Source organism: Serratia surfactantfaciens (assembly GCF_001642805.2).
GTDB classification, from domain to species: Bacteria; Pseudomonadota; Gammaproteobacteria; order Enterobacterales; family Enterobacteriaceae; genus Serratia; species Serratia surfactantfaciens.
Window position 1 is genome coordinate 2,576,754 of record NZ_CP016948.1, and the last position, 26,689, is coordinate 2,603,442.

Annotated in this window: 20 protein-coding genes; 1 reads left to right on the forward strand and 19 read right to left on the reverse strand. The window is 56.6% G+C overall.

The window, feature by feature from the left end; genetic code table 11:
• Nucleotides 1–17 precede the first annotated feature (17 nt).
• The 3 genes from ATE40_RS12180 to ATE40_RS12190 form a co-directional block, all read right to left on the reverse strand.
• Entirely contained in the window at nucleotides 18–2,558 is a 2,541-nt protein-coding gene (locus ATE40_RS12180; RefSeq protein ID WP_063918615.1) for an outer membrane usher protein, read from the reverse strand.
• Between the two features lie 56 nt (nucleotides 2,559–2,614).
• The gene (locus ATE40_RS12185) at nucleotides 2,615–3,160 is read right to left on the reverse strand and encodes a fimbrial protein (protein WP_025159867.1); all 546 of its coding nucleotides are present in this window, start codon (nucleotides 3,158–3,160) and stop codon (nucleotides 2,615–2,617) included.
• Nucleotides 3,161–3,244: 84 nt separating this feature from the next.
• Nucleotides 3,245–3,769, reverse strand: coding sequence for a fimbrial protein (locus tag ATE40_RS12190; RefSeq protein WP_019453456.1), 525 nt, complete (start codon nucleotides 3,767–3,769; stop codon nucleotides 3,245–3,247).
• Nucleotides 3,770–4,544: 775 nt separating this feature from the next.
• Here ATE40_RS12190 and ATE40_RS12195 point away from each other — a divergent pair.
• A complete protein-coding gene (locus tag ATE40_RS12195) occupies nucleotides 4,545–4,808 on the forward strand; it encodes a FaeA/PapI family transcriptional regulator (RefSeq protein WP_063918616.1) in 264 nt (87 codons plus the stop codon).
• Between the two features lie 56 nt (nucleotides 4,809–4,864).
• Here the strand turns inward: ATE40_RS12195 and ATE40_RS12200 are convergent, their stop codons facing one another.
• The 16 genes from ATE40_RS12200 to ATE40_RS12275 all read right to left on the reverse strand — a co-directional run bounded on the left by ATE40_RS12200 (nucleotide 4,865) and on the right by ATE40_RS12275 (nucleotide 26,637).
• Nucleotides 4,865–6,298, reverse strand: coding sequence for an EmmdR/YeeO family multidrug/toxin efflux MATE transporter (locus ATE40_RS12200; protein ID WP_019453454.1), 1,434 nt, complete (start codon nucleotides 6,296–6,298; stop codon nucleotides 4,865–4,867).
• A gap of 114 nt (nucleotides 6,299–6,412) precedes the next feature.
• On the reverse strand, nucleotides 6,413–6,811 hold the full coding sequence (gene gspS, locus ATE40_RS12205; protein WP_019453453.1) for a type II secretion system pilot lipoprotein GspS: 399 nt from the start codon (nucleotides 6,809–6,811) through the stop codon (nucleotides 6,413–6,415).
• Nucleotides 6,812–6,888: 77 nt separating this feature from the next.
• Complete coding sequence (locus ATE40_RS12210) at nucleotides 6,889–7,089, reverse strand: hypothetical protein (RefSeq protein ID WP_019453451.1); 201 nt, start codon at nucleotides 7,087–7,089, stop codon at nucleotides 6,889–6,891.
• Between the two features lie 95 nt (nucleotides 7,090–7,184).
• Nucleotides 7,185–9,317, reverse strand: a complete 2,133-nt coding sequence (locus tag ATE40_RS12215) for a peptidase domain-containing ABC transporter (RefSeq protein WP_019453450.1) — start codon at nucleotides 9,315–9,317, stop codon at nucleotides 7,185–7,187.
• Nucleotides 9,304–10,599 carry an HlyD family secretion protein gene (locus ATE40_RS12220; RefSeq protein WP_019453449.1) on the reverse strand — a complete coding sequence of 432 codons (1,296 nt, stop codon included), beginning with the start codon at nucleotides 10,597–10,599 and terminating at the stop codon, nucleotides 9,304–9,306. Before ATE40_RS12220 ends, ATE40_RS12215 begins: the two co-directional genes overlap by 14 nt.
• Before the next feature lie 74 nt (nucleotides 10,600–10,673).
• Nucleotides 10,674–11,033 carry a hypothetical protein gene (locus tag ATE40_RS12225; RefSeq protein ID WP_019453448.1) on the reverse strand — a complete coding sequence of 120 codons (360 nt, stop codon included), beginning with the start codon at nucleotides 11,031–11,033 and terminating at the stop codon, nucleotides 10,674–10,676.
• Between the two features lie 135 nt (nucleotides 11,034–11,168).
• Complete coding sequence (locus ATE40_RS12230) at nucleotides 11,169–12,110, reverse strand: fimbrial protein (RefSeq protein ID WP_025159868.1); 942 nt, start codon at nucleotides 12,108–12,110, stop codon at nucleotides 11,169–11,171.
• 43 nt (nucleotides 12,111–12,153) lie between these two features.
• Nucleotides 12,154–14,736, reverse strand: coding sequence for a fimbria/pilus outer membrane usher protein (locus ATE40_RS12235; RefSeq protein ID WP_063918617.1), 2,583 nt, complete (start codon nucleotides 14,734–14,736; stop codon nucleotides 12,154–12,156).
• 55 nt (nucleotides 14,737–14,791) lie between these two features.
• Nucleotides 14,792–15,475 (reverse strand): fimbrial biogenesis chaperone, encoded by a 684-nt coding sequence (locus ATE40_RS12240; protein WP_025159869.1) that lies wholly within the window; start codon nucleotides 15,473–15,475, stop codon nucleotides 14,792–14,794.
• A gap of 56 nt (nucleotides 15,476–15,531) precedes the next feature.
• Nucleotides 15,532–16,071: a fimbrial protein gene (locus ATE40_RS12245; RefSeq protein ID WP_071532816.1), complete on the reverse strand. Its 540-nt coding sequence runs from the start codon at nucleotides 16,069–16,071 to the stop codon at nucleotides 15,532–15,534.
• A 658-nt stretch (nucleotides 16,072–16,729) separates the two neighbouring features.
• On the reverse strand, nucleotides 16,730–18,229 hold the full coding sequence (locus tag ATE40_RS12250) for a PhoPQ-activated protein PqaA family protein (protein WP_063918618.1): 1,500 nt from the start codon (nucleotides 18,227–18,229) through the stop codon (nucleotides 16,730–16,732).
• A gap of 71 nt (nucleotides 18,230–18,300) precedes the next feature.
• Complete coding sequence (locus ATE40_RS12255) at nucleotides 18,301–18,699, reverse strand: hypothetical protein (RefSeq protein WP_019453442.1); 399 nt, start codon at nucleotides 18,697–18,699, stop codon at nucleotides 18,301–18,303.
• 78 nt (nucleotides 18,700–18,777) lie between these two features.
• Nucleotides 18,778–19,011, reverse strand: coding sequence for a hypothetical protein (locus ATE40_RS12260; protein ID WP_019453441.1), 234 nt, complete (start codon nucleotides 19,009–19,011; stop codon nucleotides 18,778–18,780).
• 106 nt (nucleotides 19,012–19,117) lie between these two features.
• Nucleotides 19,118–19,945 carry a Cof-type HAD-IIB family hydrolase gene (locus tag ATE40_RS12265; RefSeq protein ID WP_063918619.1) on the reverse strand — a complete coding sequence of 276 codons (828 nt, stop codon included), beginning with the start codon at nucleotides 19,943–19,945 and terminating at the stop codon, nucleotides 19,118–19,120.
• 1 nt (nucleotide 19,946) lies between these two features.
• Nucleotides 19,947–25,733 carry a non-ribosomal peptide synthetase gene (locus tag ATE40_RS12270; RefSeq protein ID WP_063918620.1) on the reverse strand — a complete coding sequence of 1,929 codons (5,787 nt, stop codon included), beginning with the start codon at nucleotides 25,731–25,733 and terminating at the stop codon, nucleotides 19,947–19,949.
• A gap of 34 nt (nucleotides 25,734–25,767) precedes the next feature.
• Nucleotides 25,768–26,637 carry a hypothetical protein gene (locus ATE40_RS12275; RefSeq protein WP_063918621.1) on the reverse strand — a complete coding sequence of 290 codons (870 nt, stop codon included), beginning with the start codon at nucleotides 26,635–26,637 and terminating at the stop codon, nucleotides 25,768–25,770.
• Nucleotides 26,638–26,689 lie beyond the last annotated feature (52 nt).

Consider the following 26,689-nt stretch of genomic DNA (forward strand, 5'->3'; position numbering starts at 1 on the left):
GATTCAGGGTGATGGGTTTATTCAACCGGGGCCGATTGCGCCGCGGCGATCGGCCGACACGGCAGCAGCAGCGTGCGCGTCAGCATGTCGGCCGGCAGCGTTGCCGGCAGCTGCACCTGGCACTGCGCCGCGCCGCTCCAGTGCAGCGTCATGCTCTCACCGGCTCTGACGCCGCTCAGGTACACGCTGCCGCCGTCATTGACGATGCCGGTCTCTTGTTTGCGGGCGTTCAGCACCGTGGCGCCGAACGGCGGCGTGCTGCCGTCCGCCAGTTTGACGATCGCCATCGCTTTCTCGCCGGCGATAACGTCAAACTGACGGTAGCCGATCGCGCCTTCGGTCAGGGTGGCCTGCACCACCGAGCGGGTGGCTTCGGCGTTGTCGCCCAGTTTGTCCAGATCGATGCTGGCCTTGTTGCGGTAGTAGCTGTTGACGTCCGCCACCACCGCCTTGCCGAAGCGGTTGGTGCGAACGGTGCTGCCGTAGCCGCGCACCGGCACCCCGCCCACGCCGTTGGTGTCCAGCAGCAGGCGCGTGCCGCCGATCATGCCGACGCGGTGCAATGCGCCGCCCTCCGGCGTCAGCGTCGCGCCGCCCTGCGCGGACACCCCCACGGCGCTGTAGCGCCCTTCCTGATAGCTGGCGTTGGCGCTCAGGCGCGCCGCATCACCCTCGTGGTTGTAGTAGCCGCTCAGGTTGGCACCATGACGGGCGCTGCCGGCGCTCAGTTGGTAATTGTTGTGTTCATCGACTCGCTGGTAGTAACCCACCCGGTTCGTGGTGTCGTTACGGTTCACCGTGCTGTTGTAGCTGAGCGTGGCGCCGTTGCCCCACGGCATCGACAGCGACAGGTACACGCCGTCGTCGTTGGTGTCGTTGTAACGGTTGCGATAGGCCGACAGCGACAGGTTCAGGTTTTTTATCTCGCCGAGATCGAAGTAGCTCGACAGCGTCAGGTTGTAACGGTCGTTGGACGGGCGATCCCAATAGGTCTGGTGGCTGTAGTTGAGGTAGCTGCTCAGCCCCCAGTCGCGGAACTGCTTGTTGAAGGTGATGGTGTACATCTCCTTGTTGTTGCCGACCCGGCTGCCGTAATAGCGCGCGTCGAGATACTCGCTCATGCTCATGAAGTCCTCTTCCGAGAAGCGATAGCCGGCGAAGGTGACCTGACTGTCCAGCTCGTCGAACGTTTTCGAATAGCTCACCCGGTAAGAGCCGCCGCTGAGCGTCTCGTCTCGCTGCGGCAACCGCGCCCGCGACTGGGTGGCGTCGAACGACAGCGCGCCGAACATCATCAGATCGCGGCCGACCCCCAATGACAGCGCGTTATAGTCGCCGCCCAGCAACGCACCGCCATACAGCGACCAACCGTTGCTGACGCCCCAGGAAAACTCGCCGGTGCCGAACAGCGGCCCGCGTGAATGGTGTTGCCAGTCCGACGGTTTGCCGGCGGCCAGTTTGAAGCGCCACGATCCGGGGCGCGTCAGGTAAGGAATGCTGGCGGTATTGACCTTGAACGCTTGCACGCCGCCGTCCTGTTCCTCCACCCGCACGTCCAGCTCGCCGGTGACGGCGTCGTTGATGTCCTGAATGCGAAACGGCCCCGCCGCCACCTGGGTTTCATAGATCACCCGCCCCTGCTGGCTGATGGTCACCTTGGCGTTGGTCTTGGCGACCCCAACCACCTCAGGCGCATAGCCGCGCAGGTTGGGAGGCAGCATGTTGTCGTCCGACACCAGGCTCACCCCCGAGAAACGAAAGCTGTCGAAAATGCCCGAATCCAGATAGTCCTCGCCGAGCGTCAGGCGCGAGCGCAGCGCGGAAACGGCCCGATAGGCGTAATAGCGGCTCCAATCCAGGCGTTTTTCCGTGGATTGCCCGCTGCCGGTCTGATGATTGACCTGCCCCTGCCAGTCGGCGCGCAGACGCCACGCGCCCAGGTTGGCGCCGGCGGTGCCGTTGCCGCTGACGCTGTAACCACGCGTGCCGCCCTGCTGCTGCTGTCGGCTTTGTGCGTTGACGTTGTAATCGAACAGCAGCCCTGGAATGCCCTCATCCCAGCGCGACGGCGGATCCCAGTCATCCGAGCTGTATTCCAGGTAAGCCTGCGGCACGCTCAGGTACAGCGTCCCCGTCGCCAGATCGCCCCGCGACACCATGCCTTTCAGGCTGGACTCATCCAGACACTCGCCCTGATGCCACCAGGTGAGCGATTGCATCGCCGCCGATTTCAGCCCAAGCTGATCGACCAACGCTTTAGCGACGCAGGCGCGGCTGCCGGCAGGATCGTTGTCCGGCGGATAAAAAGCGATTTTCTGCTCGGGCAACTCGCTTTTATTGAGATGAACCACCATGCCGTAACTTCCCGGCATAATGTATCCGCTGCGGGAAAATTGGCTTAGGTCGATATTTTTGCGATCGTTCACGTCCAAAATGTCGGCATTAAACTGAACGCCATCTTCGGCATAGACCCGCGTTGATGAACTTCCCAGCGCCAGCGTGATACATAATCCCAGCACCTGAAAACGAAATAGCTTCCCAGCAGGCGAAAACATCATATCCCTAACCTTATATCGTATAATTCTGGCGTTGCGGCTTGCCGCAATAACAGCGCTCAGTAATAATCCAGCTTGAACCGCACGGCGGAAAAATAGCTTCCCGCACGCATCGGCTGGTTATTGGCAACCAATTTAATGGAGTAATTGAGCGACATGTTGCCCGGCGTTATATCGCCCAGCGGCAATGGCCGGCCAGGCGCGGCGATATTCCCCAGGTCATCGGATATTTGCAGCGCGATGCCTTTCGCCTCACCGTGCACGCCGAATAAGTCGCCGTCGGCGTCGCCGTCGAAAACCACCTGAAACTGTCGCCAGTCCGGTAAATTCGGCTTTGGACGCTCAAGCGTGCAGTTGATTAATTCGATGGTGAATGGGTGCGTATTCCCTAAGCCGTCGCGCATAATATTTCCCGTCGGCATCACAGCCATATCGATAGTCTGCTCGCGGCTGCCGGCGGCAATCGCACAAGCGGTATCAATAATGGCTCCTTGCATATTTACGCGCCCCCAACCTTGAGAGCCGGACGCCGCCGACACGGCCGGGCTCATCAGCGTGGCCATCAATATGCAAGGAGACACTAAAGGGTGAATAAACCGGCGCATTAAACCTCCTGACACTTGCCTTCCCTCCAGGGAAAATGCATGCGGGGGCTCCCGCATGCAAAAAGTCACGCCAATGGCGCAGGCTTACTGGTAAGCCAGCTTGAAATCGGCCACGGCGGTGAAGTCGCCCGGAACCACGGCGGAGGAAGCGCCGTCGCCCTGCAGGTAAGCCGCGAAGCGCAGCGTGTTGGTGCCGGTACCCAGGTTCTGTGGAGCCGTTGCGGTGCCCAGCTTGATCGGGTTGCTGGCGGTGTCGGTGATGGCGATGCTGGCGCCGCTGGCGGTGCCGACGATGCCCAGCAGGTCCTTGTTGGCGGTAGAGGCTTTGCCTTCGAAGGTGGTGGTGACAGTTTTCAGCGTCGAGTTGTCGCACTGTTCCAGCTTAATATCGAACTGGCGCGGCGCTGATTTGCCGCCATTTTTCAACGCAACGTTGGACACCTGGCCCATATCCACGGTCTGGTCCACGGTCTCGGGAGAAATGGAGCAAGGCGCATCAATAATGGAACCGGTAAACGTCACTTTGCCATGCCCTTGATCGGCAGCATGCGCCAGAGAAGAAACGCCAAACGCCAGAACTGCTGTCAGCATGATTTTGTTCAGTTTCATAATTCACTTATTCCTTTAATTTATGTAAAAAGCGCAGGATCTCTCCCGTTCCTTTAACAGTTATTTATACAGTCCAGAATTAAAACGGTATTATTCGCAGCCAAAACAAATTCTCGCGATAGTTAAACCGCGACTTTCATTTCACCATCACTCGTTTTAGGTACTCAGCGAAACCCATGCTGATGAGGAAGAAAAATAATCAAACCCGTGAACTTCCGTGAATATTTACCGTTCCACGGATAATTCAACTAAGATTCAACTCACTCGTTTGTTTCGGCCCAAATATTGTTACAAAAACCGTCACAATTTGAAAAGCCATTCCCGCCAAAAGCAATAAATACGAGATATAAGCCCAAAAACCACAGGGCAAATATATTTTTTCGAGACAACAGATCGTAAAATTAATAACCTCAGTCGATTATCTCGTAAAATATATATCATGCGACATTATTGATCGCCTTTTTTCTATTTGCGTTATAATGATTCGGAAATGGAAAGGGAGGCTTATCAATTCGGTCTGGTGAAAACCAGCACCGGGCAGTAAACCATGGAGAAAAACAATGAAGCACAGCCATTACATACAGCAGGCTGAACATTTAGCCACCCCATTACCGCTCCCGATACATGAACGTCGCAGGTTTATAGCAGCGGAAATATCGGGTTCAGGCAGGCGTTCGCTACCGGTTCAGGAAGGGTATTGCCGGGACAGGGCATTATTTTCCGGGCGACGCTTATCGTTATATCAAAACTCGGCTGAAGTTTAAGGGAGGCTGACATGATAAAACGCACGTCAAAACAACAAGAATTACAAAACCTGCAGCAGCATTTATTAACGACGCTGCACCGTCTCTGCCCTTCGGCCAACGGCATGGCCCCGCCGCCGCCCGGTGAGTGGCCCACCACTCGTCAGCTGGCCGAGTCCAACGACATCACCATCTATCAGGCGCGCAACTTGCTGTTGAACCTGGCCGGCAGAGGTAAAGTGTTGGTCACGCCGGGGCCGGTCAACAAGTCGTTGCGCTGGTACCCTTCCCTCTGATACACGATTTCGCCTGCCGGCCGCTCAGGGCGCCGGCAGGCTGCGCGCAGGCAAGATTAGCCGGCGTCCGTGCGCCGCACGCGCGGATATTTCCACAGCCAGCGCCCGCTGACCATGCGCCAGTAGAACAAGGCGCCGCGCACCGCCCAATCGAGGAACATCCCCAACCAGACGCCCACCACGCCCATGCCCAGCTCAATGCCCAGCACATAGCCGGCCACCACGCGGCAGCCCCACATGCCGAGCATCGTCACCCACATGGCAAAGCGGGCATCGCGCGCGCCTTTCAGCCCGGCGGGCAATACCCAGGAGGCGGCCCAGATCGGCATAAAGGCGGCGTTTAGCCAGATCAGGGTTTTCACCACCGTTTTCACGTCATCCTGCGAGGTGTAAAACGCGGCGAACACCCCGGCCAGCGGCGCCGTGCCCCAAGCGATGGCGGTCAGCCCGAGGGTCGAAAGCCAGAAAATATGGCGCAGCTGCCGCTCCGCCTGACCTATCTCGCCTTTGCCGAGCCGCCGGCCGACGATGATGGTCGAGGCCGATCCCAGGGCGTTGCCCGGCAAGTTGATCAGTGAAGCGATGGAGAAGGCGATGAAGTTACCGGCGATCACGTTGGTGCCCATGCCGGCGACGAACATCTGCGTCAACAGCTTGCCGCCGTTGAACAACACCGATTCGACGCTGGCGGGAATGCCGATCCCCAGCACTTCCCACAGGATGCTCATTTTCAGCGGTGTGAAATAGCTTTTCAGCGTGATGTGCAGCGCCGGGTTAAAACCGATCGCCAGCACATAGAGGATGGCGATCGCGCCGATGTAGCGGGAAATCGTCAGCCCCAGCCCGGCGCCGACGAAGCCCAGACCGTGCCAACCCAGCATGCCGTAGATCAGGATGCTGCTGATGATGATATTGAGGATATTCATGCCGCCATTGATCAGCAGCGGGATCTTGGTGTTGCCCGCGCCGCGCAGCGCGCCGCTGCCGATCAGCGCAATCGCCGCCGCCGGGTAGCTCCACACCGTGGTTTGCAGGTAAGAGAGCGCCAACGCTTTCACTTCCGGCGAGGCCGCACCGGCGATCACATCGATGATCTGCTCGCCCGCCAGATGAATGCCCGCCGCCAGCAACAGCGCCACGGCGGTCATCAGCACCAGCGACTGGCGCGCCGCGGCCCGCGCCCGCCGGCGATCGCGCTTGCCGAGGCTGAAGGCCACCACCACGGTAGTGCCGAGATCCACCGCGGCAAAAAAGGCGATGATCACCATGTTGAAGCTGTCTGCCAGCCCCACCCCGGCCATCGCCTCTTTACCGAGCCAGCTCACCAGAAAGGTGCTCAGCACCCCCATCAGCAAAACACAGGCGTTTTCCAGAAAGATCGGCACCGCCAGCGGCGTGATCTCGCGCCAAAACAGTACGCGGTAACTTTTCCGTTTGGCATACCAGGGCGTATTTTCCACGCGCTGACGCAGGGCGGCATACAGGTTCAAGATGGGCTCGATGGGTAAAAGTGAAACATCATTTCAAATGATGAGCGATAAATCGTTATCCTGCAAAGAATTTTTGGGCGCCCATGACGAGCGCCCGAAAGGGGGACGGCAACGCTACTCCATGTAGTCTTCCTGATCGGCCTGCGCCGCCGCGATAAAGCGCGCCGTGCTGCGGCTGAGCGCGGCGCATTTTTCCGTCAGCAGTTGATTATCCTGTTGCAGGGTCAGGTAACGCGCCTGAGTGAGCGCCGGTAACTGCCGATACCCGGCCGCATGCGTATCCCAGCCGCGATGCTGCGCCGCACGCATCGCGGTGCGCTGCAGTTTCACGTCGTCCGGCACCTCGCTGCGCCCGCAGTCCACACGCAGAAAGTGCCCGCCGGCGAGCATCGATGCGATATGATCCAACTGCGCCTGCAGCGGCGGCGCCGGCTTATGCGCCGTCTGCTGGCAACCCGCAAGCAGCAGCAACGCCACCGCGCCGCAAAGAGAAGTGCGAAACAGAGTAGACATGAAAGCCCCCGGAAAAGCGGTAGATGATGTGATGATCTTAGGCGAGCAGATGCCGGGCGGCAAGGCGAGCGGCACGCTCAGCGCCGACCGTTGCTGACCTTGGTGGCGCGGGCGGGGTTGCCGGCAACGAATTCCAGCGTGGGGGAATAGTAAAACGGCAGCCAGGCGTTATAGCCGCTCTCCCACTCCCATTTGACCGGGCAGGGCCACAGCATGTCTTCATGCAGGATGTAATAGATCCACCGCCCGGGCGGACGGCGCGGTTTACGCATTTTCATAACGGATACAACGGCCTGATGGCGTGCGATAAGATCAACTGCTGCATTTTACCGCGATTTCGGCCGCGGGGACAGCCTGCGTTGCCCTGCGTAGGTCAGCCGTTGCTCGCCGGGTCACCGCTCGCCGCCCCCAGCACCACTACCCTATCTGCCGAGTCGATCGTCGACTTTCTGTGGGCGACAATCACGCGCGTGATATTCAATGAAGATATCGCCCGGTTGATTGCCAATTCATTCTCAACGTCCAGATGGCTGGTCGCTTCATCCATAAACAGCACGCTCGGCCGCCGGTAGAGCGCACGCGCAATAAACAAGCGTTGTTTTTGCCCGCCGGAGATGCCGTTCCCCAACTCGCCAATCAGGGTTTCGTAGCCCATCGGCATCTGCATGATTTCATCGTGAATGTTGCTGTGCACCGCACAAGCGACAATCAACGCCTTATCGGCATTGACCTCGAAACCGCTGATGTTTTCCGCGATGGAGCCGGAGAACAGCCGGTCGTCCTGCAGCACGCAGGCGATCGCATTACGGTAGTTATTCACCCCCACTTTATGGATATCCATAGAGTCGGCCAATATTTGGCCTGAGGTCGGGCTGAGCAAGCCGCACATCACCTTCAGCAACGTGGTCTTCCCGGCGCCGGAGACCCCCACCACGGCCACGCTTTCACCGGCCGCAATGCACATGTCCAGATCTTTAAATATCGGCCGGGACAGCGCGTCATATTGATAGGTGAGGTTTTTAACCTCGACGGCAACGCCCTTGCCCGGTTGAAATATCTGCCGCGGCGCGGATTCCGGCTCCGCATCGGTAAACACAATGTCGGATATCCTCTCATTATGCAGCGACAGCATGCGCAGCCCGATCGCCAGATCGATCAGGTTGGAAGCCCGCTGCGAGAACTGGCCGCGGTAGGCGTTGAACGCCATAAACATGCCGAGCGTCATCGAGTTGTCGATGACCATCATGGCACCGAGCCAAAGTATCGCCACCTGATCGAGCGTGGTGATGAAGGTGTTGATCCCGCCGAACATCATATTGAATCGGGTGATTTTGATATTGGTATTGGCCGCATCGACGTTCAAATTGAGCCAATAGCTGGAGCGCGTGTCCTTGATGCCGAGCGCTTTGACCGTAGAGACGCCGTACAGCGTCTCCATGAAATGGGAATTGGCCTTGGCCGCCTTGACGATTTGTTCTTCCGAGAATTGGCGGTAGGTTCGGTAAGTCATCATCCTGATGAGGATATAGACCAAGGTGAAGCCTGACACAACCCAGACCAGCCATCCGCCGTAGACCATCATCATCACGAACAGGCCAACCGTCATGATGCCGTCGATGATCCCGCTGACGATATTATTGGTAAAGGTGGTTCTGATCGCATCCAACGAGGAAAATCGCGATTGAATATCCCCCAGGTGCCGTTTCTCGAAAAAATCCAGCGGCAGCTTTAACAGATGCTCGAACAGCGTTGTCTTCCACTGAATGTCGGTCAGCGTCCCCAGTACGATGGAAATCCAGGCTCTGGCAATACTGACCACGGCGCGAAACAGGGTGAAGAAGATCAGCCCCAAACAAATGACCGTCAGCAAACTGTAGTCGTGCGCCTGAATGACATGGTCGGTCACCAGTTGGGTCCCCACGGGCAGCAGCAGGTTGACCGACTCAATGACGATAGATAACGCAAAAATCTTGAGCAGCGTCCCCGGCAGCCCCTCGATGTTTTTCATCAAATCCAGCAGGCGCAAGCGGGTCTTTAGCGTCTCTTTCTGAAACGCCCTGTCGGGCCACAGCTCCAGCGCAATGCCGGTAAAATGATTCGACATCTCTTGCAGGCCGATCACTCTGCGCCCGAAGGCGGGATCGTGGATCACAAAGCTGGCGCGGCGAACCTTCACCAGCACCACGAAATGGTTCATGTTCCAATGCAATACGCAGGGCGTTTTCAACTGGTTGACTTCATCGATGTCCAATGACAGCGCGCGCGTCTTGAGCTGAATCTGCGAGGCGATTTGTGAAATGGTACCCAGGGTCGCGCCTTGGGTGGAGATGCCGAATCGCTGCCGCAGGCTCAGCATGTCCACATTAAACCCGTAATAGGATGAAATCATGGCGAGGCACGCCAGGCCGCATTCAGATGACTCCGACTGCAAGATGCTCGGCACCCGTTTGCGCAGAGAGAAGATTAACTTCTCGTTGATCCGTTCAAAGAGATTATGATCCTTCATCGACTCTCCCCACCACGCTGTTTTTTATGTCATACAAAGGCGCTACCGCCCATTGATAAAGCGGTTTCTTATCCAGAAAGACAATCACTCTGGCCTGCAGCCCGCTGCTGATTTCCAGATATTTTCCTTTGTCGCTGAATTGCGTATCGCTAATGGACGCCAACACTTTGTAGTAGGCGTTCCTCTCCCTTTTATTGCCGCTGCTGTATTCCGACATCTCCTGCGGCGAAGCCGGAACAGAGGAGATCGACTCAATTCGCCCCGGGAACTGACCGAATTTGTCCGAGGGAAAAGCTTCGTAGCGAATGTTGATGCCATCGCCGATTTTTACGTAGGGCAAACTGTTATTCGGCAGCCACAACACCAGGTAATATTTGATGTTTTCAATCGGCTTGATCTGCGCCAGGCTGCTGCCGCTCTCGACCACCTGCCCGGCGGTCACGCTCAGAGACTCGATTTTCCCTTTCAGGGGCGCTTTGATGATCACCTGGTCGCCAGCATTGGATTCCGCCAATTGACGTTGCAATTCGCTGCGTTGCGATTCGCTTTGCGAAATTTGATTGTCGTAATCGGCGGCGCGAATAAGCAGATCGCTGCGCAACTGCGACAGCTGGATATTCTGCTGAATCTTTTGGCTGTTGAGCGCCTGATAGGAGCTCTGCTGTTGCTGAAAGAGCGAACGCTGATAGTTCAACTGATCCTTGGTAATCAATCCTTTGGTCAGGTAATGCTCATAGTTTTTTAAACTCTCCCTCATTTTTTCCATGCCGTCTCGGGCATTGAGATTAAGTTTTTCCGTTTCTTTATACGCTAACTCATAGCTATTGATCTGTTTTCTCAGGTTATCCAGCATGGCGTCTTTGTTTTTATTCAGCTTGCTGATAATCGAATCCAGATTGCCAATCTGTTTGTTGATTTCACTGGCGGCGATATGGCTGACATTGCCTGAGGCCGTGCTGCGCGACACATCAATGACGTATAGCGGTTCGTCTTTTTCCACCACATCACCGGCCTGATGAAAAGATCGATTCACGTAGCCATATTGAGAGGAGAAAACGTTGGTCGAATGCGGAATGCTGATCACCTCGCCCTCGACATCGACCCTGCGCGTATACTCACAGAAATAGAGCGCGCCCGCTAAAATAAGAATAAAAATAAAGCACGTAACGGCAATCACATAGCTCGACGCACCGGAAATTAACAGCGCTCTGCCGGTCCATCTTTGACGTTGATAATTAACCGCCTCCTGGCGGAAAATATTTCTGCTCTTATTTTCACTCATAGGAAGAGCCTGCGCATGCCTGACCGAGAGACAGCCGCAGCGAAAATGCTGCGGCCTTGGACAACGATATTGATTTAGCTGATGGTGCCGTTAATCAGCCCATCGAGGCCTTTTTTGGAGTATTCCAGGGTGGTATCCCAGCCGATAACGGCGGCGGCTACGCCGCTGGCTACCCCGCCCAGGATGCCGCCGGCCACCATGCCGACGCCCTGGCCAATGGAACCGACGCCCAGCAGGCCGCCGCCGTCACCGCCGTGCTTACCGCCGATAACGGCGCCCGCCATGCTGCCGACGGAGGCGCCCAAAGCGACCGACGAAACGGCTTCCGCGGCATTCGCGACGGCGCTGCCAATCAGGCCGGCCAGTCCATTGCTCATATCCCAGGAGTAGGCGCCTGACACTTCATTCATTTCGATAACAGACAGTTCTTTCATAGGTTAATCTCCATATTTAAACGGACAAACACCGCCATACATGCGTGTTGTCATTGCATTGGCATCGGCCTGCAGCGCCGGATGCCACCAATAATGTCGCGGGAAAAAACGACATTATATTTTGATGAGGCTCCCTTAATTCTGCGTAATCGTGAATGTCATCACCGCATCGGCCTGTCCGGGGCTAATGTCTCCCGTTTGCTTATATCGCGCCATTAAGGGAATTCTGATCTCTTTTTCTGCAGCGGTGTGATAGTTAATCGGCCGGGAAAAAGCGATCGGATTACGGTTCTCGTCCAAGACTTCTACAGCAACGCCCTTTGCCGCATCGGAGCCGTCGGCAATATCGATCATGCCTACGCCCGGAGAACTTCCCGCCGCTTCAAACGTCACCTGCACCGGAATATTGTCTTCCTGGCATTGCAAGACCACGAAGAAGTTGCGTTCCGAAGAAACCGCGCTGCTGCCGACCCCGTTAAACTCGCTGCGTTTTGGGCTGCCTAAATTCACCGTCTGATTTTTATAATTCAAATCAACCAGGCAACTTTTCTGAATGACCTTCATGCCGGAAATGCTCAAATCCAATACCGAGGTCGAGTCCAGATAATATCTGGCGATAATCTTCCCCCCCATATCGCCGCCGGTTTTTATCGGGCCGGTTTTGATGAACGTCAGCCTGACATCGTTGCGGTTGATCCACGGCGTCAGCAGATTGGGCGAAATCGCCGTATTGAAAGGCACGTTCTTATTGCTCTGCCACAGGTCTGAAATCGTCACCCCTACGCCGTCAATGCCCGTTTCAAACACGCCGGGCAGCGCACTCGGCGTCAGCGGCGACATGGAGCGATAGGCGACCGAGCCCGAACAAAGAAAAGAAAACGTGGTGCCACTGATACTGTTTTCCGTACGAACAGCCAACTGCTCGCCGATTTCAATACGCGGATCCACGGCCAGGGTCAGCAACCCCATGCGGATGGTTTTTGCATTTGTGCTACAGGTGCCGGCATAGGCCAACGTCGTTAGCGTTGCCAGCCACAGCAGGGCGCCGTAACGGAATATCCTGAGAAAAACGTTCATTTTCACTCTCACTTAACAAGTCATGATGGATACCGAGCGAGACTTATTGGCAAACTCCATTGAGGGTTTGGATCCCTGCTGCGGGTTTCTCCGCCGGCAGTTGATAACTGATGCGGCATTGATGCTCGGCATTTCTCCCCCACTGCACGATGAGCCGGCCTTGCTCCGCCATGCCGGACAAATAAACCAACCCATCGCCGCCAATCAGGAACGGCTGCGCCGAATGCCCGGCATCGCGCACGCTGGCGCCCAGAGGGAGAGGAACCCCATGCGGATCCGTGACTCTCATCAAGATCCTGTTGCCGACGTTAGCCTTGAAGTTCGCCCGGCTCACCGCACCGCGGGTCGGAATGACCGACTGATTGGTCAACGCCAGATCGACATCATCCGGTAAACTTTCCACATCAAGACGAATCGAGTTGTTGCGATAAGGCGTGGCGTAAGGAACGATCGCGTAGCCGCGCCAGTCGGTTTTCACCCCGACCTGGTTGCCGACCGCCACATCGCTGGCGCCGGCCGCCGTCACCAGCGCCGCCGTCTCGCCAAAAGGCTGGCCAAAGGTGACGCCGTCTTCGTGAGCGATCACCCCGCCTTTCACCCCATAGTTGACGCGCTGCTGGCTGCGATCGTAGGCGTACCCCGCGACGACTTCGCCGTAAGTCGCGCGCCAGTCAAGATTCGCATTGCCGCTGTTGCCCTGGCCCTGATTGCCATACCCTTCCTGCACGCTCCAGTTGAGGTTATTGCCGGCCAGCGCCGTGCCGTTGAGCCCCGCCGTATGGCTGGTGTTGCCCTTTTGGCTGGTATTGAGGCTGTAAGTGGCGTAGGTATTGCTCAGCCATTTCTCCAATGGCACGCTGATATTGAAGGCAAACAGCTGGTCGCGATCGTAAATACGCCGCTGCCCTCGGTTTGAATCACCGTAAATAGCCTGAGAATTGCGGTTGTAGCTGTAGTTAAAGCCGTAGCTGATGCCATTCCAGCTATTGTTGTAACCCGCCCCCAGCGACTGCATGCTGCGCTCGGAGTTCCAGTAATCTTCGCTGACCGCGCTGAGTGACAGCGAACCGGCCCCCTGCCATAAATTCTGGCTGAGTGTAATCTCGGCGCGGTTCTTGCGGCGATCTATCGGGGCGTAGCGGTTGCCGCCGCGATAGGTATCCAGCACTTCCTGCAGCCCGTAATATCCGCTGGTCGAATAGCGATAGCCGGCAATGGCGAAGTTGGTGCCGGTTTCAACGATGTTTTTGCTGTAGCGCACGCGCCACGACTGGCCATCGCTTTTCGCTTGGTGTTCCTGTTTTGCCCAGGCCTGAGTCACGTCCACCGACAGGGCGCCGAACTCCCCCAGGTTTTTACCTGCTCCCAATGCCAGCGATTGGTACGGACCGGCGAATTGTCCACCGCCATAGAGCGTGAAGCCGGCCGGCAAGCCATAAATCAGGCTGGCCTGCGTGAAGATCTTTTTCTCCACGCTGTGATCGTAGGTGCGGTATTGGCCCGACGTCAGCGAGTATTTCAGGCGTCCTTCGCGTTGCAATACCGGCAAGCTGGCAAAGGGAACGGTCATATGCTGTTCGCTGCCGTCCGCCTCTTTGATAGTCACGTCCAAATCGCCGCTGCCACCGGTCGGATACATGTCGGAAATCTCGAACGCACCCGGCGCGACGTAGCTCTGGTAGATGACATAGCCGTTTTGGCGAATCACCACTTGCGCGTTGCTGCGTGCGATGCCGCGCACCACCGGCGCATAGCCGCGCAGGCTTTCCGGCAACATATCGTCATCGGACGCCAACTGCGCACCGCGAAACGACACGCTGTCGAACACATCGGACGGGCTGCTGCTTTCACCGAGCGTCAGCAAACTCTTCAGCCTGATGATATTGCGCTGGGCGTAGGTATAGACAGTATCCCAACGATCTTCAGACGGCTGCCCTCCGCCGCCGCTGTTGTAGCTCCAGGTGGTATAATTTCGCACCCGCCAGGCGCCCAGATTGAAGCCTGGCCGCAGGTTGAGGTAGTAGCTGCTGGCGCTCTGGGTAAAACGATCGCGCCCCTTGCTGTTGCTGCCGGTGAAGCCATAGTTGAGCAGCATCGCCGGCATCCCTTCGTCCCACAGTTCGGGCGGCACATAGCCGCGTATCCGATTTTCCAACGCCGCCTGGGGAATACTCAGCATCAACCGCTGGCGGTTAAATTGAAATTGCGCCGTGGCCTGCGGAATAGCGGCCAAATTCACGCACTCTTCAGCGCGGTTCAACGCGGGAAATCGCTCGACTTTCACGCCGAGCCGCTGCAGATCCTCCTTCGTCAGGCAAGGCTGCAAACCCGCTTTATCGTCGCCGCCGGGCTTGATGACAAAACGAACTTCACGCGTCTCCATCAGCATGTCATTCACCCAAATATCCACCCGGTACTTGCCGGGCACCTGGTTGCCGTTTTCAAAAACCGACAGGTCGATATGCTGTTGGCCCGAACGCCCCGTTTCCAGCAACGCCGGATTAAAGTAGTCACGAGAAAAGGCAGGATTGGCCATATTGCCGCATACCGCCGTGGTTGCCGTGAATAAGACTACGCGTTTCAGCCAAGCATCCCGCTTCGCTAACATACGCTTGTGCGTTATCATTCATTAGCTCCATTATTGAATTTGTTATTTCCTGCTGTGCCCCTTCCCCAGGCGGTTAAATACCTGACTGATGCTCCTTACCGGTGCCGCCATAGTCATTAATTAATTTCCAGCTGACCGACGATGCGCCGGAAACCGGCACTGAAAACATTTCGCTGCTCATCGGCGCGATATAGGTCACCTCTTTCATTTCACGCCCACCGATGCGAACATAATGAAAGTTCATATAATAAGGCGTGGGATTGGTCAGTTTTAATTCCTTGCCGACGCGTTGCCACGTCAACTGTTGAGCCACATCCTCGGGAACCTGTTTGAGCAACGCCGCGGGGCGATAAATAAGTTTGATGCGCGTTTTCACCGCGATCTGCAACGTGTTAGATTTGGCCGTATGTTCTGTCGAAGGAATGGATTTTATATTCATCCAATACAGGCTCTCTTTATCCTTCGGCAAGTCATCACCAACACGCACGATGCGCAACATATTCTCCTGGTGACCATCCAGGCGGAATAAAGGCGGCGTAATGATAAATGCAATCTTATCGACGCCGCTCTGTTGATTATCCAACCAGGACTGAATCAAATAAGGCTCGCTGTCCGGGTTATCGACGCTGATTGACGCCTCTTTTTTTTCGCCGTTGAAAATCACTCGCGTTCCGCCGACAACCACACCGGCCTGAGCCGTGGAAAAAAACAATAAGAAAACGAAGCCCGCCAGGGCACTGCAGCGACTAAACCGCATAATATTATCTCCGAGGCAATACGGCCCGCTGGAAACCAGCGGGCAAGAAAATATTATCAGTTGTAATTCAGCGTGAAGGTGGCGACACCGTTGGCTTTACCGGCAGTCACATCCGCAAGCGTAGAAATATAACGCGCGGTAAAATCAAGGTTGTTTTTCACGCCGCTGCCGGAGGCCAGCGGATAGGCCGTTGAGGCGGTGTAAAGCGGAAGAACATTGTTAGAAATATCAGACAGCTGGATGCCAACGCCCGTGGCGACATCCGTTTCCTGGGTCAGCTGCAATACGTTGCTGTCGCCATTGTCGGCCGCACCGTCGAACTTAACGGTAGCGCTTTTCACCGTATCAGGACAATCCGTCACTTCCAGCGTAAATTTAGTCGCCGAGGACGTGGATCCCTTGCCACCCGCAAATGCCGTTCGGGCCACGTCGCCCAGAACAACATTTAATGGATTACTCAAGTCATTTGTGACCTTGCATGCGGCATCAACAATATTCCCGGTAAAATTAACCTGCCCGTCTGCCGCCAGGGCCGGTAGAGCACTCGAAAAAGTCGCCGCAACCAATGCCAACACAATCACTTTTTTTTCCATCATGGGTACTTCTCCTTTTGATTAGATAAACTGCAAAATATCCCTATCACGGCTACCCCGTGACAAGGAGAATAGGAGCTCCGCCCCTTTCACAGTTAATTATGCTTGGCTTTCCCTCTTTAGCAATACATAAAATCAATGTAAGAATGAGAAAAGACAATTACCCCAAATCGAATTGGCATCATTCTTATTTTTATTTTAAAAAAACCAAAAAAACGATGTTTCTCGACTCATTAACCTGGGCGAACAGAGAATTATTTTCGCCCAACCTTCACGCTATCGCACGAGCTAATCCACTCATTTCCACCTCAGACGACAAGCAAAAATAACAGGTGCCGTCATAAAAAGTAAAAATATCCCAAGCAGGCCAGATGCCAGCGGCATTTGTATCTTGCAAAGGGGGATCACGCTTCAGCGACAGAGCAAATTTCGGGAGCAGAAAAGCAAAGATAAGAAGATGTGGTGCCATGAGAACGGGCATTTACCGGCACTTCATAAAATAGAAAAACGCTGACGATAAAATCAGCGCAATAATGATGCAAACAGAAGGCACCGGCAATAGAAAACGGTTCCCCTCTGATGTAGGCTAATTAAGCGGCATATCCGCACGTTCCAGGCTCAACGCATAATATGCCCCTCTCCACCTTATTTTTTAGCGTGATTAATCGTCATGGCGATAATCCTCGCCGAGCCCTCTGCCCGGTAAGGTTTCACACGCCAGGCCATCGCCTGCCGGCGCGGCGATCGGATAGCGATCGTCAGGCGTGATAAATACCGGCGAGGTCGCGATATAGCCATCGCTGAACTCGGCTTCGATAAAGGTGGCCGCCCATCCCTGCGCAGGGGTAACCAGCCGAAATTCGCCGAGGTTCTCCCCCGCGGCCGCCAGCGGCGCCGAAGTAAAACGCACGCCGCACGAGTAACGAAAATCTCGGGCCGCGCGGTTATGCGCCGTCCAACGCGACACCCTGACCGGCGGTTCGGAAAAGCGCAGCGTGCGCAATGCAGCCTCTGAGGCGCTGCTCTGTACCTCGATCGTCGGTAACGCAATATCACGCTGTCGACGATTCACCAGAGCCAGAACAGCGCGTTCGGCGGCCTGCCGGCTTACCGCGCGATCGCCGTCGGCGATGGCTCGCAGCGAGATTTCCCCCGGCAGTTTATGCAAATAAAATCGCGTGCTGTCGGGCGGATAACGCTCGTCGCCGCCGGCGATGATGAGGTACTTCGGCACCGGCGGCCGCTCGCGCCCAACCGGCAAGGGGTATGCGGTGGGATCCTCAATTTGCATCAGCTTGTCAAACGCCGGGGTCTCTATGCGCCGATCGATGCCAAGTTGATAATAAGGATGGAACGCCAAAGGCCAACGCCCGCCATACGTGCGATAGGTATGCTTCATCACTTGCCGCGCCGCGATCCCATCAGGGAAAATGGCAACCACAGCATCGATGCGTTGATCTGAACGCGCCGCCAGCATGGCCGCGGTTCCTCCGTCAGCCACGCCCGCGACGATAAATTTGTCGATCCCCCATTGGCGCAACTCGCGCTGCGCCAGCGTCATGGCTTGTGACAGCGCCGCCGTCATCGGGATATGCAGCGGCATCATCAAATATTCATCCGCATCGTCCAGGAACAATCGCCACCCTCTGGCTCGGCTCTCCTCTCCTGAACGGCGGCGCCCCTCATTCTGGTATTCCAGGTACGGGTAAGGCAGCCGATTGACCACCACCACCACCGTTTTGCTCTGCGCCGCCAACGCCTCGGCGGAAAACGCCGCTTTCTGATTACCTGTCGCTTTCGGTCCGGCAGCGCTGCACGCACAGTCATCGTCCATCACCAGCAGCGCTTTACGGGTGAGAGCGCCGTTGGGAATATAAATGTCCACGTCGTGCCACCATTGCGTCGGCCGGATGGCGTCTTGCGGCGACCAGGATTGCGACATCAGCCGATAATGACGAATTTCCGTGTCATGACCGCTATCCACGCTTTTTAATGAAAATGACAGAGGCAGCGTGGCCAACTGCTGGTTATAGCAAGGTATGACCGTCTGTAGCGATGGGGACTCACCCGCAAAGCAGATGTCTTCCTCGTTGGCCGCAGCGTACCGGCAGACGGCCAGCGCCAGCCAAACCAAGATCATGTAAGCGGATATTTTTAACATGTTTCCCTCACGATGGTTGACGTTGCTTCACCCCTCCAGGCTGGCGAAGCGGCAAACAGGCATCAGCGGCCTCATGAAGCACGATGAAATAATATCGGATAGCCGAAGCTGTCCTTTTCGAACGCCACGTCTTTCTCGTTTTCTCCCAACAGCACGCTGTAAATGCTGTTTTCCTGATAACGACTCATGGCGACGTAGAGCACCACCTCGCGATGATCCGTCAAGGTGAACTGCCTGCTCCTGGCATTGATTTCCAACGTGAACGCCACCACGGGATTGTTGTTTAAGAATACCGAGGTCTGTCTCATGGAGACGATTCTGGCCTGCGCTTTCTCCGCGACCTGAAAGGGAGTAGTGTCACTGGGGTAGCGGATATCCATCTTCTTTTGGATATAGATGACGTTAAACACCGCCAATGCCACCGCCACAAAAAGGTTGATTACCATAATCAGCATGATTTTATTCGCCATTCATCCTCCCGCCCCGTTCTCTATGCCGCGCTCGCGGTTGATTTAAAAGTGCCCTTGCGGGCACTTTTCATTAGAGGCTTAAGAGGATTTGCGGCCGAACAACTGCGAGAACGCGCTAATCCCGGCATCGATGACGGCGCCAATGCCTTCACCGAGTTTTGCACCGGCGTTTGCCGCATCCGCATGGATACCGAAAAGACCGGTGCCGGCATCCACGATGGCGCCAATGCCGGTACCCAGGATTTTGCCGGCGTCGGAAGCGATGCCCGCACCGGAAACCGCCATGACTTCTGCTTCAGTCAGTTCTTTCATACTTGCTCCTTTGCATTAATCGAAAGTGTTCCGTTTTAAGAAAATGAGACCCTCACTGTCTGTTCACCTCCTTTTTTCCGCCAATAAAACGCACCCGGTGAAAACGTCAGAACAGACCGAATTCACGACAGAGATAATCTGCGACGCCATTGCGGCTGTTGGGCAGCGCAACCGGATTCAACGGCAGAGCGTGTTTCAATTCGCTCATGGCATTGCCCATCACCACGCCCGTCCCGGCCCAGCGCAGCATATCCAGATCGTTCATGGCATCGCCGAAAGACAGGCAATCGCGCATCGCTATCTGTTTGGAATTCAAATAGTCGGCCACGCTTCTGGCCTTGGAAACATGCTTATCCATGATGTCTATCGTTTCCGTGGAGGACTTACAGATGGACAGCGTTTTTCCAAACGCCAGACTGACCTCGTCGAACAGCGTCTCGATCTGCGCCGCATCGCCATGCACCAGCACTTTTAATATCTGCTGCCGCTTCATGGCCGCAGGCTCGACATAGCGGCAGGCGACGCCCGACGTTTTGACATAGTCAGAGAAAAGCGGATTCTCTTCGGCCATCATCCACCCCTCCCGGGTGAACAGGGTCACGTGGAACGGGCTGGCGAATAAAAAGTCGATCAACCCCGCTTGCAGCTCCACCGGCAAAAAATAGTTTTTATCCGCCACCGTCTGCCCTTCGATGTTGACCATCGCGCCGTTGCAGGAAACAATCACCGGCGAGAACCCCAACCCGTCCACGATCCCACGCGCATCGGCATCGCAGCGCCCCGTCGCGATGACGATTTCCAGCCCCCGGCGGTGTAAAATATTGAGCGTTTCCACCGTCAGATCGGATAAATTTCCCGAAGGATCGAGCAAAGTGCCGTCAAGATCGCTCACGATCGCCCGGTATTTAATTTTGCCGTCGATGGCCAGCCACATATCATGCCTCCTCAGCCTGGATAATCCCGTCCTCAGCGCTGATGTCGCTGTCGGGCGGAAGATTGGCGATTGCGAGCGCGATAATCAGAAAACGTCGGCCTAATTCGTCGATGGTTTCCCGAGCGATCTCGTGGGAATCATAAAACAGTGAAATGGCGAGCCGTTCCGCCTCGGGGAACAGACACAGCACCGTTTGGTGATTGCTGCCGCTGACGATGTCCATCACGCGACAGTGAAACGGCAGCCGCGGATCCAACGCCGGTTTCGGCATGTTTTCAAACACGAACAGGCTGCCGAACGGCGAGGTAGGCACCCAATTCTCGTCGTAACGATTCAGTTCGGAAAAGGCGTACTTCTGCCTGAAAGTTTGTGAATCCGCGATGTCATCCAGCAGTGCATAAATCGGCCGTTGACGGATTGCCTGCAGCCGCAGCACCGGGCTCGCGACGCACAGGCCAAACAGCGTCTGCACCTGCTCAATGTCGGCAGGGCGCTCGCTCATGGTCGTGCCGATCGCGATGTCATCGCAAGCCAACGCTTCGGCCAGCGCCAGCATCCAGGCCAGCTGCGTCAGCTGGTTGACGGTGATCCCCTGTCGCCGACAAAATGCGGTGAGGCGCGCCATCTGCGCGCTGGAGAATTCATCGCAATGCTGACGCATCCGGCGCCCCTGCGGCGCGATAGCCGGTGCGGCAGCCAACGGCAAGCGTTGATTGACCGGTGCACCCTGCAGATAGTCCGCCCAGAAGGCCCGCGCTTCGGGGTCATTGCCGTGCGTTCGCACATAGGCGGCAAAAGGTTCGAAGCGGTTAATCTCCAGCGCCGGCACCCTGCCCGCCAATAGGGCGAGGTAATCGTTGAACCACTGGCCGAACAACACCCCCAGCGACCAGCCGTCAAACAAAATATGGTTAAAGGTCTGCACCAGATAATGCTCATCCGCGTTCAGCCTGATGAGGCGCCAGCGAATCAACGGCGGCGCATCCAGTTCAAACGACGTTTCCCTCTCCCGGGTCAACAGCGCCTCCATCCTTTCTTCCAGAGAGGACGGTGATGCATCCGACCAATCGTCCATCGCGATCGGCGCCTGCAACGTTTCGCAGATGAAGACGTTGGGCCGGCCGCGGCGGGTTTGATCGCCAAACCCGGCACGCAGCATTTCAAACCGCTGCAGCGCCAGCGCCCACGCCTGATTCAGCACCTCCGGCTGCAACGGGCCCGAGATTTCATAAACCGCCTGATCAATCTGATACTCGCGGTTGAGCCGGTTGAAATACATCAGCTCCCGCTGGGTCACCGTGGCTTCGAAAACGGCGGCGAGGCGATGCTTCTGCTGCCAGCGATCCAGTTCGGCGAGGCTGACGTCGGCATGGGGGAAGTCCCCAGGGCTGGCGAGGCAAACGCCGTTACTCGCCTCGTGGCAACAGTGCTCGACCAGCGCCGACAGGCTGTCGACATAGTGCGAGCCGATCCGCGACAGCGTTTCATGCGGCAGCAAACCCGACATGACGATGCTCAACCGATCGTCGTGAACATAAAGCACCAGATCCAATACGTTGCCGCTCACCGGCATCGCGCCATTTTCCAAATCCGCCGTTTGGTCGATCAATGCCCATAACGCGTCGTCGGCCTGCTCGTTGAACACCCCGAGATAATTGAATGAAATGGCCGGCAGGCGGTGCCGCCGCAGGCAAGCCAGCGCCTCATCGCCCGACGCTGAAGCGTATTTCAGCGCCGAGTAACCGATGCCGTGATCGGGCATCTTTCGCAACGTGTCCTTGATGGCGCGCAACGTGGTTTTTTGGCACTCGTGCGCGGTGATGCGCAACGGCGCCAGGGCGGTGAACCAGCCGACGGTGCCCTCAAGCCGGACCCTATCGTCATTGATATCGCGGCCATGGTGTTCCAGCGTGAGGTAACTGTCCGCGCTGCCGTGCCAAGCCTGCAGCACCGGCGCCAGAGCCGCTAACAGCACTTCGCGGATCGAGGTGTTGTAGGCCTGATGGCAAGTGTCCACCAGCAGCGTTGTCAACGCCGCGTCGCACTCGAATCGGCAAAATTCGGGGGGCTGCGCCGCGCTGCCGAGCCGGGCATAATCGGGCTGCCCGGCGATCATCGCCAGCCAGTAAGCGCATTGGTCTTTCTGCGTTGCCGCGTATTGCCGTAACCGCTCTCCCCATTGGCGGTAGCTGGTGCCTTTTGCCGACAGCGATTCCCCCAGGTGCAACCGCTGCATGTCGCTGACGATGATGCGCCAGGACACCACATCGACGATCAGATGATGAAACGCGCAGAACATCAGGGCATAGCCGGGCGCGCTGCTGTCAAAGATATAAACGAAACGGCACATCGGCCCTTCTGCCGGATCAAACCCCGATTGCCATTGCCGCAGCAGCTCGGCGCGGCTTTGACGACACAGCGCCAGGTCATAGTAGCCCCATGAAGGGCCGCCATCGGCCGCCGAAAGGTAGCGCTGCGACACGATGACGCCGTTGTCATCGACGCTAAAACGCGCGCGCAACATGTCATGCTGCTCCGCCAGCGCGGCCACCAGATCGGCGACCTGCTCGGCGGACATCGACGGTACCCGCACCAAAAATGTCTGGTTGAAGAAGGCGTCGCGCTTCGGTGCCAGCTCACTGTACCAACGCTGAATCGGCTGCAGTTCGAATTCGCCCTGCAGCTCGCCTTGTTCGTCTAGCGTCGTCACCGCATCTTGCTGCCGCAGAATGCGCTTGGCCAGGGCTCGCGCATTTCTGGTTTCGAACACCGCGCGCGAGTTGCTGTGGTAACCCGACTTGCTCAATTCGCTGGTGAACACAATGCTTTGGATCGAATCGCCCCCCAACCGAAAGAAGTCGTCGTCGACCCCCACGGTCTCCACGCCGAGAATGCTCGACCACAGCGAGCAAATCAGCGCCTCCAGCGGGTTCTCCGGCGCGGCATAACGCTCGTTTTGCGCGAATTGCGGCGTGGGCAAGGCCGAGCGATCCAACTTGCCGTTAACCGTCAGTGGGATCTCCTCGATCTCGACATAGCTGGACGGCACCATATAATCCGGCAAATCGCGCTCGAGCCGTGAGCGGAACTCGGCAGGATCCAGGGCCACGCCTCGCGTCATCAGCAAGTAGGCGGCAAGACGCTTGCTGTCCCGATGGACGACATCCACCACGACGCATTTCTCGACGCCCTCCAGGGCATTGCTCGCGCTTTCTATCTCGCTGAGTTCAATCCTGAATCCGCGGATTTTCACCTGGCAATCATTTCTGCCGAGATATTCCAGATTACCGTCGCGCAGCCAACGCACCCGATCGCCGGTTTTATACAAGCGCCGGCCATTCAGTTCGATGAAACTCGTCTGGGTTTGTTGCGGCTGATTGAGATAGCCGCGCGCCAGCGCCGAACCGCCGATATACAGCTCGCCGGCCAAGCCCGGCGGCAGCGGCTGCAGCCAGCGATCCAGCACATAAAGCTCGCGCCCCGGTATCGCTCTGCCGATGGGAATACTGCTGCGGGTTTCGTCCGCCGCGATGGCATACAGGGTGGTGAACGTGGTGCATTCGGTTGGGCCGTAGCCGTTGATGACCTGCTGTGGTCGGTTGGTTTGCCGCACCAGGCGCTGCATCAGCGTGGCGGTCAGCGCCTCTCCGCCCACCAGCAAACAGCGCAGCCCGGAAAACAGGTCGGCATTGCTGAGATAAAGGTGATCGAACAGGCTGCGCGTCGCCCAGAGAATCGACACCTGTTGCCGACGCAACAAGGCCTCCAGCTGCGGCACATCCCCGGCGATATCCTCCGTATCACGGATGACCACCAGTTTGGCGCCGTTGAGCAATGCGCCCCACACTTCGAACGTCGCCGCGTCAAACGCGGGGCTGGACAGGAACAACAACACATCTTCGGGCGTAATCGCGATGCCGGACGCGGTCGCCAATTGGCACATCGCATGTTGTTCGAGCATCACGCCTTTCGGCGTTCCCGTCGAACCCGAGGTATAAATGACAGCGCCAAGCCGTTCGGCGGCGGTGATAACCGGCAGGTTATGTCGTTCATGCGGCAGGCGGCTCAGGTCGCCCAATGTCAGCACGGACGGGGTATGCGGCAGCATCGCGGCCAACGCCTGCGCCGAGGTCTGCATAGTTTGCCCGGCGATGAGCAACGCCGAGCGGGTTTCCTCAAGAATATGCCGAATGCGCGCCTGAGGATAATGGCAAGAGATCGGCACGTAGGCCGCGCCGGTTTTCAGCACCGCCAGCAGCGCCACGACCATTTCCAGGCTTTTCTCGCTGTACAGGGCGATCGGCGTGTCCGCCTGGGGCGCGGCCCCGGTCAGCGACGTATAGCGAAGCACGATTTCTCTCGCCAGGCTATTCGCCAGGCCGTTCAACTCACGGTAACTGACGCGCAGCCCCTCATACTCCAGCGCGATATTTTCCGGATACCGCTGCGCGATCGCTTCAAAGCGGGCACTGAGGGTTTCCCTCGGTTGCACGGGGCTTTCGTCATTCTGCGGCAACCGCTCGGCGGCGGGATAGCAGGCGATGTGGCTTAAAGGGGCATCAGGTGCGCTCATCGCCTGTTGCATCAGGCGAATAAAATGCGCCGCGCAGTCACGCATCTCTTCCTCGTCAAACAGGCCCTGGCGAAAGCGCAAACGAAACTGCAACGCGTCGCCATCGGCCCGATCCTCGTACTCCAGAGAGAGCGTCGCACTGGCCATATCATGGTTGGCTTCGAATAGCGGCGAGGTGACGCAATCGGCCAGCGACAATGCCTCGTCGCGCAAGTTGGTCTGGGCGAAGGAAATCGGCAATGAGCGAATACCTAACGCTCGCACCACCTCTTGCGTGGGCAGCTGATTAAATCGATGGCGCGATTGCGGCGCCGCGGCGGTAATAAATGCCAAAGCGCGTCGATAAACATCGGAAAAACCCGCGCCATCGCGTAAAGAAACGGGGAGCACGCTGGTGTTCACATGCCCACCGAGCGCAAATTTTTGCCCCTTCTTTATCGACACCGGATAGCTGATATAGACAGTTTCCTGATTGCCGCTGCGCGCCATCAAGATCCCCCACAACACCAGCAGCGCCAGAAAGTCATTAATTCGCCGTATCCCCGAGGCCTGTTTCAGCGCTTTCCATTGCGCTTTGGGAAATTGGAAACGCAACTCGCCCGCTTCATCCACGCGCCCGGCGCCGCTTCGCTCAAACGGCACCTCAAGCGTGCTCAAATTGGCCGCTTCGGCATGCCAGTGCGCCAGCGCCCCTGCGGAGGCCAGTTGTTCCACCTCCCGGTGCAATTGCCGGTTAATGACGGCGATCTCGGCCGCTTCTATGCGCGTCGCCAGCCGCTGTTGGCGATAGTACTGGCTTACCAATGAGAAAAACTCGTCGGAAGACGCGCCGTCAATCACCAGATGGTGGCCGACCAACGCCAGGGTATAGCGCCCTTCTCCCTCGGCGAAGAGCGCCCAACGATAAAGAGGCCCGCGATAAATATCGAAAGGCTGGCGAATCACTTGCGTCAACAGCGTGCGGTCCGTGTAATGCTGCAGAGGATAGATTGCGTCATTGCGACGCCAATACAGCTCGCCATCCTGTTCATGAATATGGCTGTTCAGCAATACATGATCTTGCACCAACGCATTCAGCGCGGCTTGCAATCTGATGGGATCCAGCGCGCCCTCAATACGCTGCAGCACCAATACGTTGTAGTTGCAACCCTCTGGATGGCGGTCATATTCATCGATAAAAACGTTTGAATAGGGTGATACAGGAATCTCTTCCATGACAAACACTCCATTTAAAATACACGTGCCCTGCTTAACGGCGATCCATGCGGCATACCCAAACGTCTTTCGGCATCAGCTCGCTTATCTTTTGTGAGTAATAGCCGATCAACATGTTGATGCGCTTTTCTGAAATCACCTCCGCCGCCTGAGCGCAAACCGACTTATAAAAAGCGATGGGCACCATCACTTTGCAACGGCTATGCAGGTGCCGACAAACCCCGATCGCCCAGGAAAAGCACTCCCTGGAAGGATTGGAAATATCCAATAGTTCGGCGCACTCGCCAGAACATCCGATCACGGCGTAAAGGCTCCCTTTATTTATATAATGAATTTTATGATACAGGGGATGCTTTTCAATATACTCAAATGCGTGATAATCCTTTTCCCGCCCTAAATTATTGATAAAGTTTGCCTGTTGAGCGAACCCACCCTCAGCGAAACGGAAGGCCATAAATTTGTCAGGCTTTAAGGTTAATTCGACATAGGGATAGATTTGCGTATTGGACGTTAAATACTTTCTAAAAATCTTTTCATAAACCCGGATCTTACGGTCATCGGAAAAGCAGATATCCGCCGCCACATCCGACCGCCTGGCCTGCAGGAAAAAGTCTTTCAATACGGTGGAGGATTTTACCTGATGATGGATCCCAAGATCGCCAAGCATATTGACATTGAAAGAAACGCCATTGATTTTAAAGGGATAAAGGCTGGACACGAACATCCCGAGGTAGCGTTCCTGCTCCTTGTAGAATATGCCAGTTTTTTCCATTGGGGCCCCACAATGCGGATCGAGCAGATGCTTCCAGTGCAGGAAACGCTCCCCGCCCAAATCTCTGCCGTAAAGCTCTTGCAATAATTTGAAATGATTATGGGAAACCGTTTCCCTCACGAAATCAGCCATGTTTTATCTCCCTATAAAACCTATTCCATGCCAGGCGGCAATCAATGAACGA

Bases quoted from the DNA above. Each gene is read 5' to 3' on its own strand.
- ATE40_RS12180 (WP_063918615.1), bottom strand. From the start codon at position 2,558: ATGATGTTTTCGCCTGCTGGGAAGCTATTTCGTTTTCAGGTGCTGGGA.
- ATE40_RS12185 (WP_025159867.1), bottom strand. From the start codon at position 3,160: ATGCGCCGGTTTATTCACCCTTTAGTGTCTCCTTGCATATTGATGGCC.
- ATE40_RS12190 (WP_019453456.1), bottom strand. From the start codon at position 3,769: ATGAAACTGAACAAAATCATGCTGACAGCAGTTCTGGCGTTTGGCGTT.
- ATE40_RS12195 (WP_063918616.1), top strand. From the start codon at position 4,545: ATGATAAAACGCACGTCAAAACAACAAGAATTACAAAACCTGCAGCAG.
- gspS (WP_019453453.1), bottom strand. From the start codon at position 6,811: ATGTCTACTCTGTTTCGCACTTCTCTTTGCGGCGCGGTGGCGTTGCTG.
- ATE40_RS12210 (WP_019453451.1), bottom strand. From the start codon at position 7,089: ATGAAAATGCGTAAACCGCGCCGTCCGCCCGGGCGGTGGATCTATTAC.
- ATE40_RS12215 (WP_019453450.1), bottom strand. From the start codon at position 9,317: ATGAAGGATCATAATCTCTTTGAACGGATCAACGAGAAGTTAATCTTC.
- ATE40_RS12220 (WP_019453449.1), bottom strand. From the start codon at position 10,599: ATGAGTGAAAATAAGAGCAGAAATATTTTCCGCCAGGAGGCGGTTAAT.
- ATE40_RS12225 (WP_019453448.1), bottom strand. From the start codon at position 11,033: ATGAAAGAACTGTCTGTTATCGAAATGAATGAAGTGTCAGGCGCCTAC.
- ATE40_RS12230 (WP_025159868.1), bottom strand. From the start codon at position 12,110: ATGAACGTTTTTCTCAGGATATTCCGTTACGGCGCCCTGCTGTGGCTG.
- ATE40_RS12235 (WP_063918617.1), bottom strand. From the start codon at position 14,736: ATGATAACGCACAAGCGTATGTTAGCGAAGCGGGATGCTTGGCTGAAA.
- ATE40_RS12240 (WP_025159869.1), bottom strand. From the start codon at position 15,475: ATGCGGTTTAGTCGCTGCAGTGCCCTGGCGGGCTTCGTTTTCTTATTG.
- ATE40_RS12245 (WP_071532816.1), bottom strand. From the start codon at position 16,071: ATGATGGAAAAAAAAGTGATTGTGTTGGCATTGGTTGCGGCGACTTTT.
- ATE40_RS12250 (WP_063918618.1), bottom strand. From the start codon at position 18,229: ATGTTAAAAATATCCGCTTACATGATCTTGGTTTGGCTGGCGCTGGCC.
- ATE40_RS12255 (WP_019453442.1), bottom strand. From the start codon at position 18,699: ATGGCGAATAAAATCATGCTGATTATGGTAATCAACCTTTTTGTGGCG.
- ATE40_RS12260 (WP_019453441.1), bottom strand. From the start codon at position 19,011: ATGAAAGAACTGACTGAAGCAGAAGTCATGGCGGTTTCCGGTGCGGGC.
- ATE40_RS12265 (WP_063918619.1), bottom strand. From the start codon at position 19,945: ATGTGGCTGGCCATCGACGGCAAAATTAAATACCGGGCGATCGTGAGC.
- ATE40_RS12270 (WP_063918620.1), bottom strand. From the start codon at position 25,733: ATGGAAGAGATTCCTGTATCACCCTATTCAAACGTTTTTATCGATGAA.
- ATE40_RS12275 (WP_063918621.1), bottom strand. From the start codon at position 26,637: ATGGCTGATTTCGTGAGGGAAACGGTTTCCCATAATCATTTCAAATTA.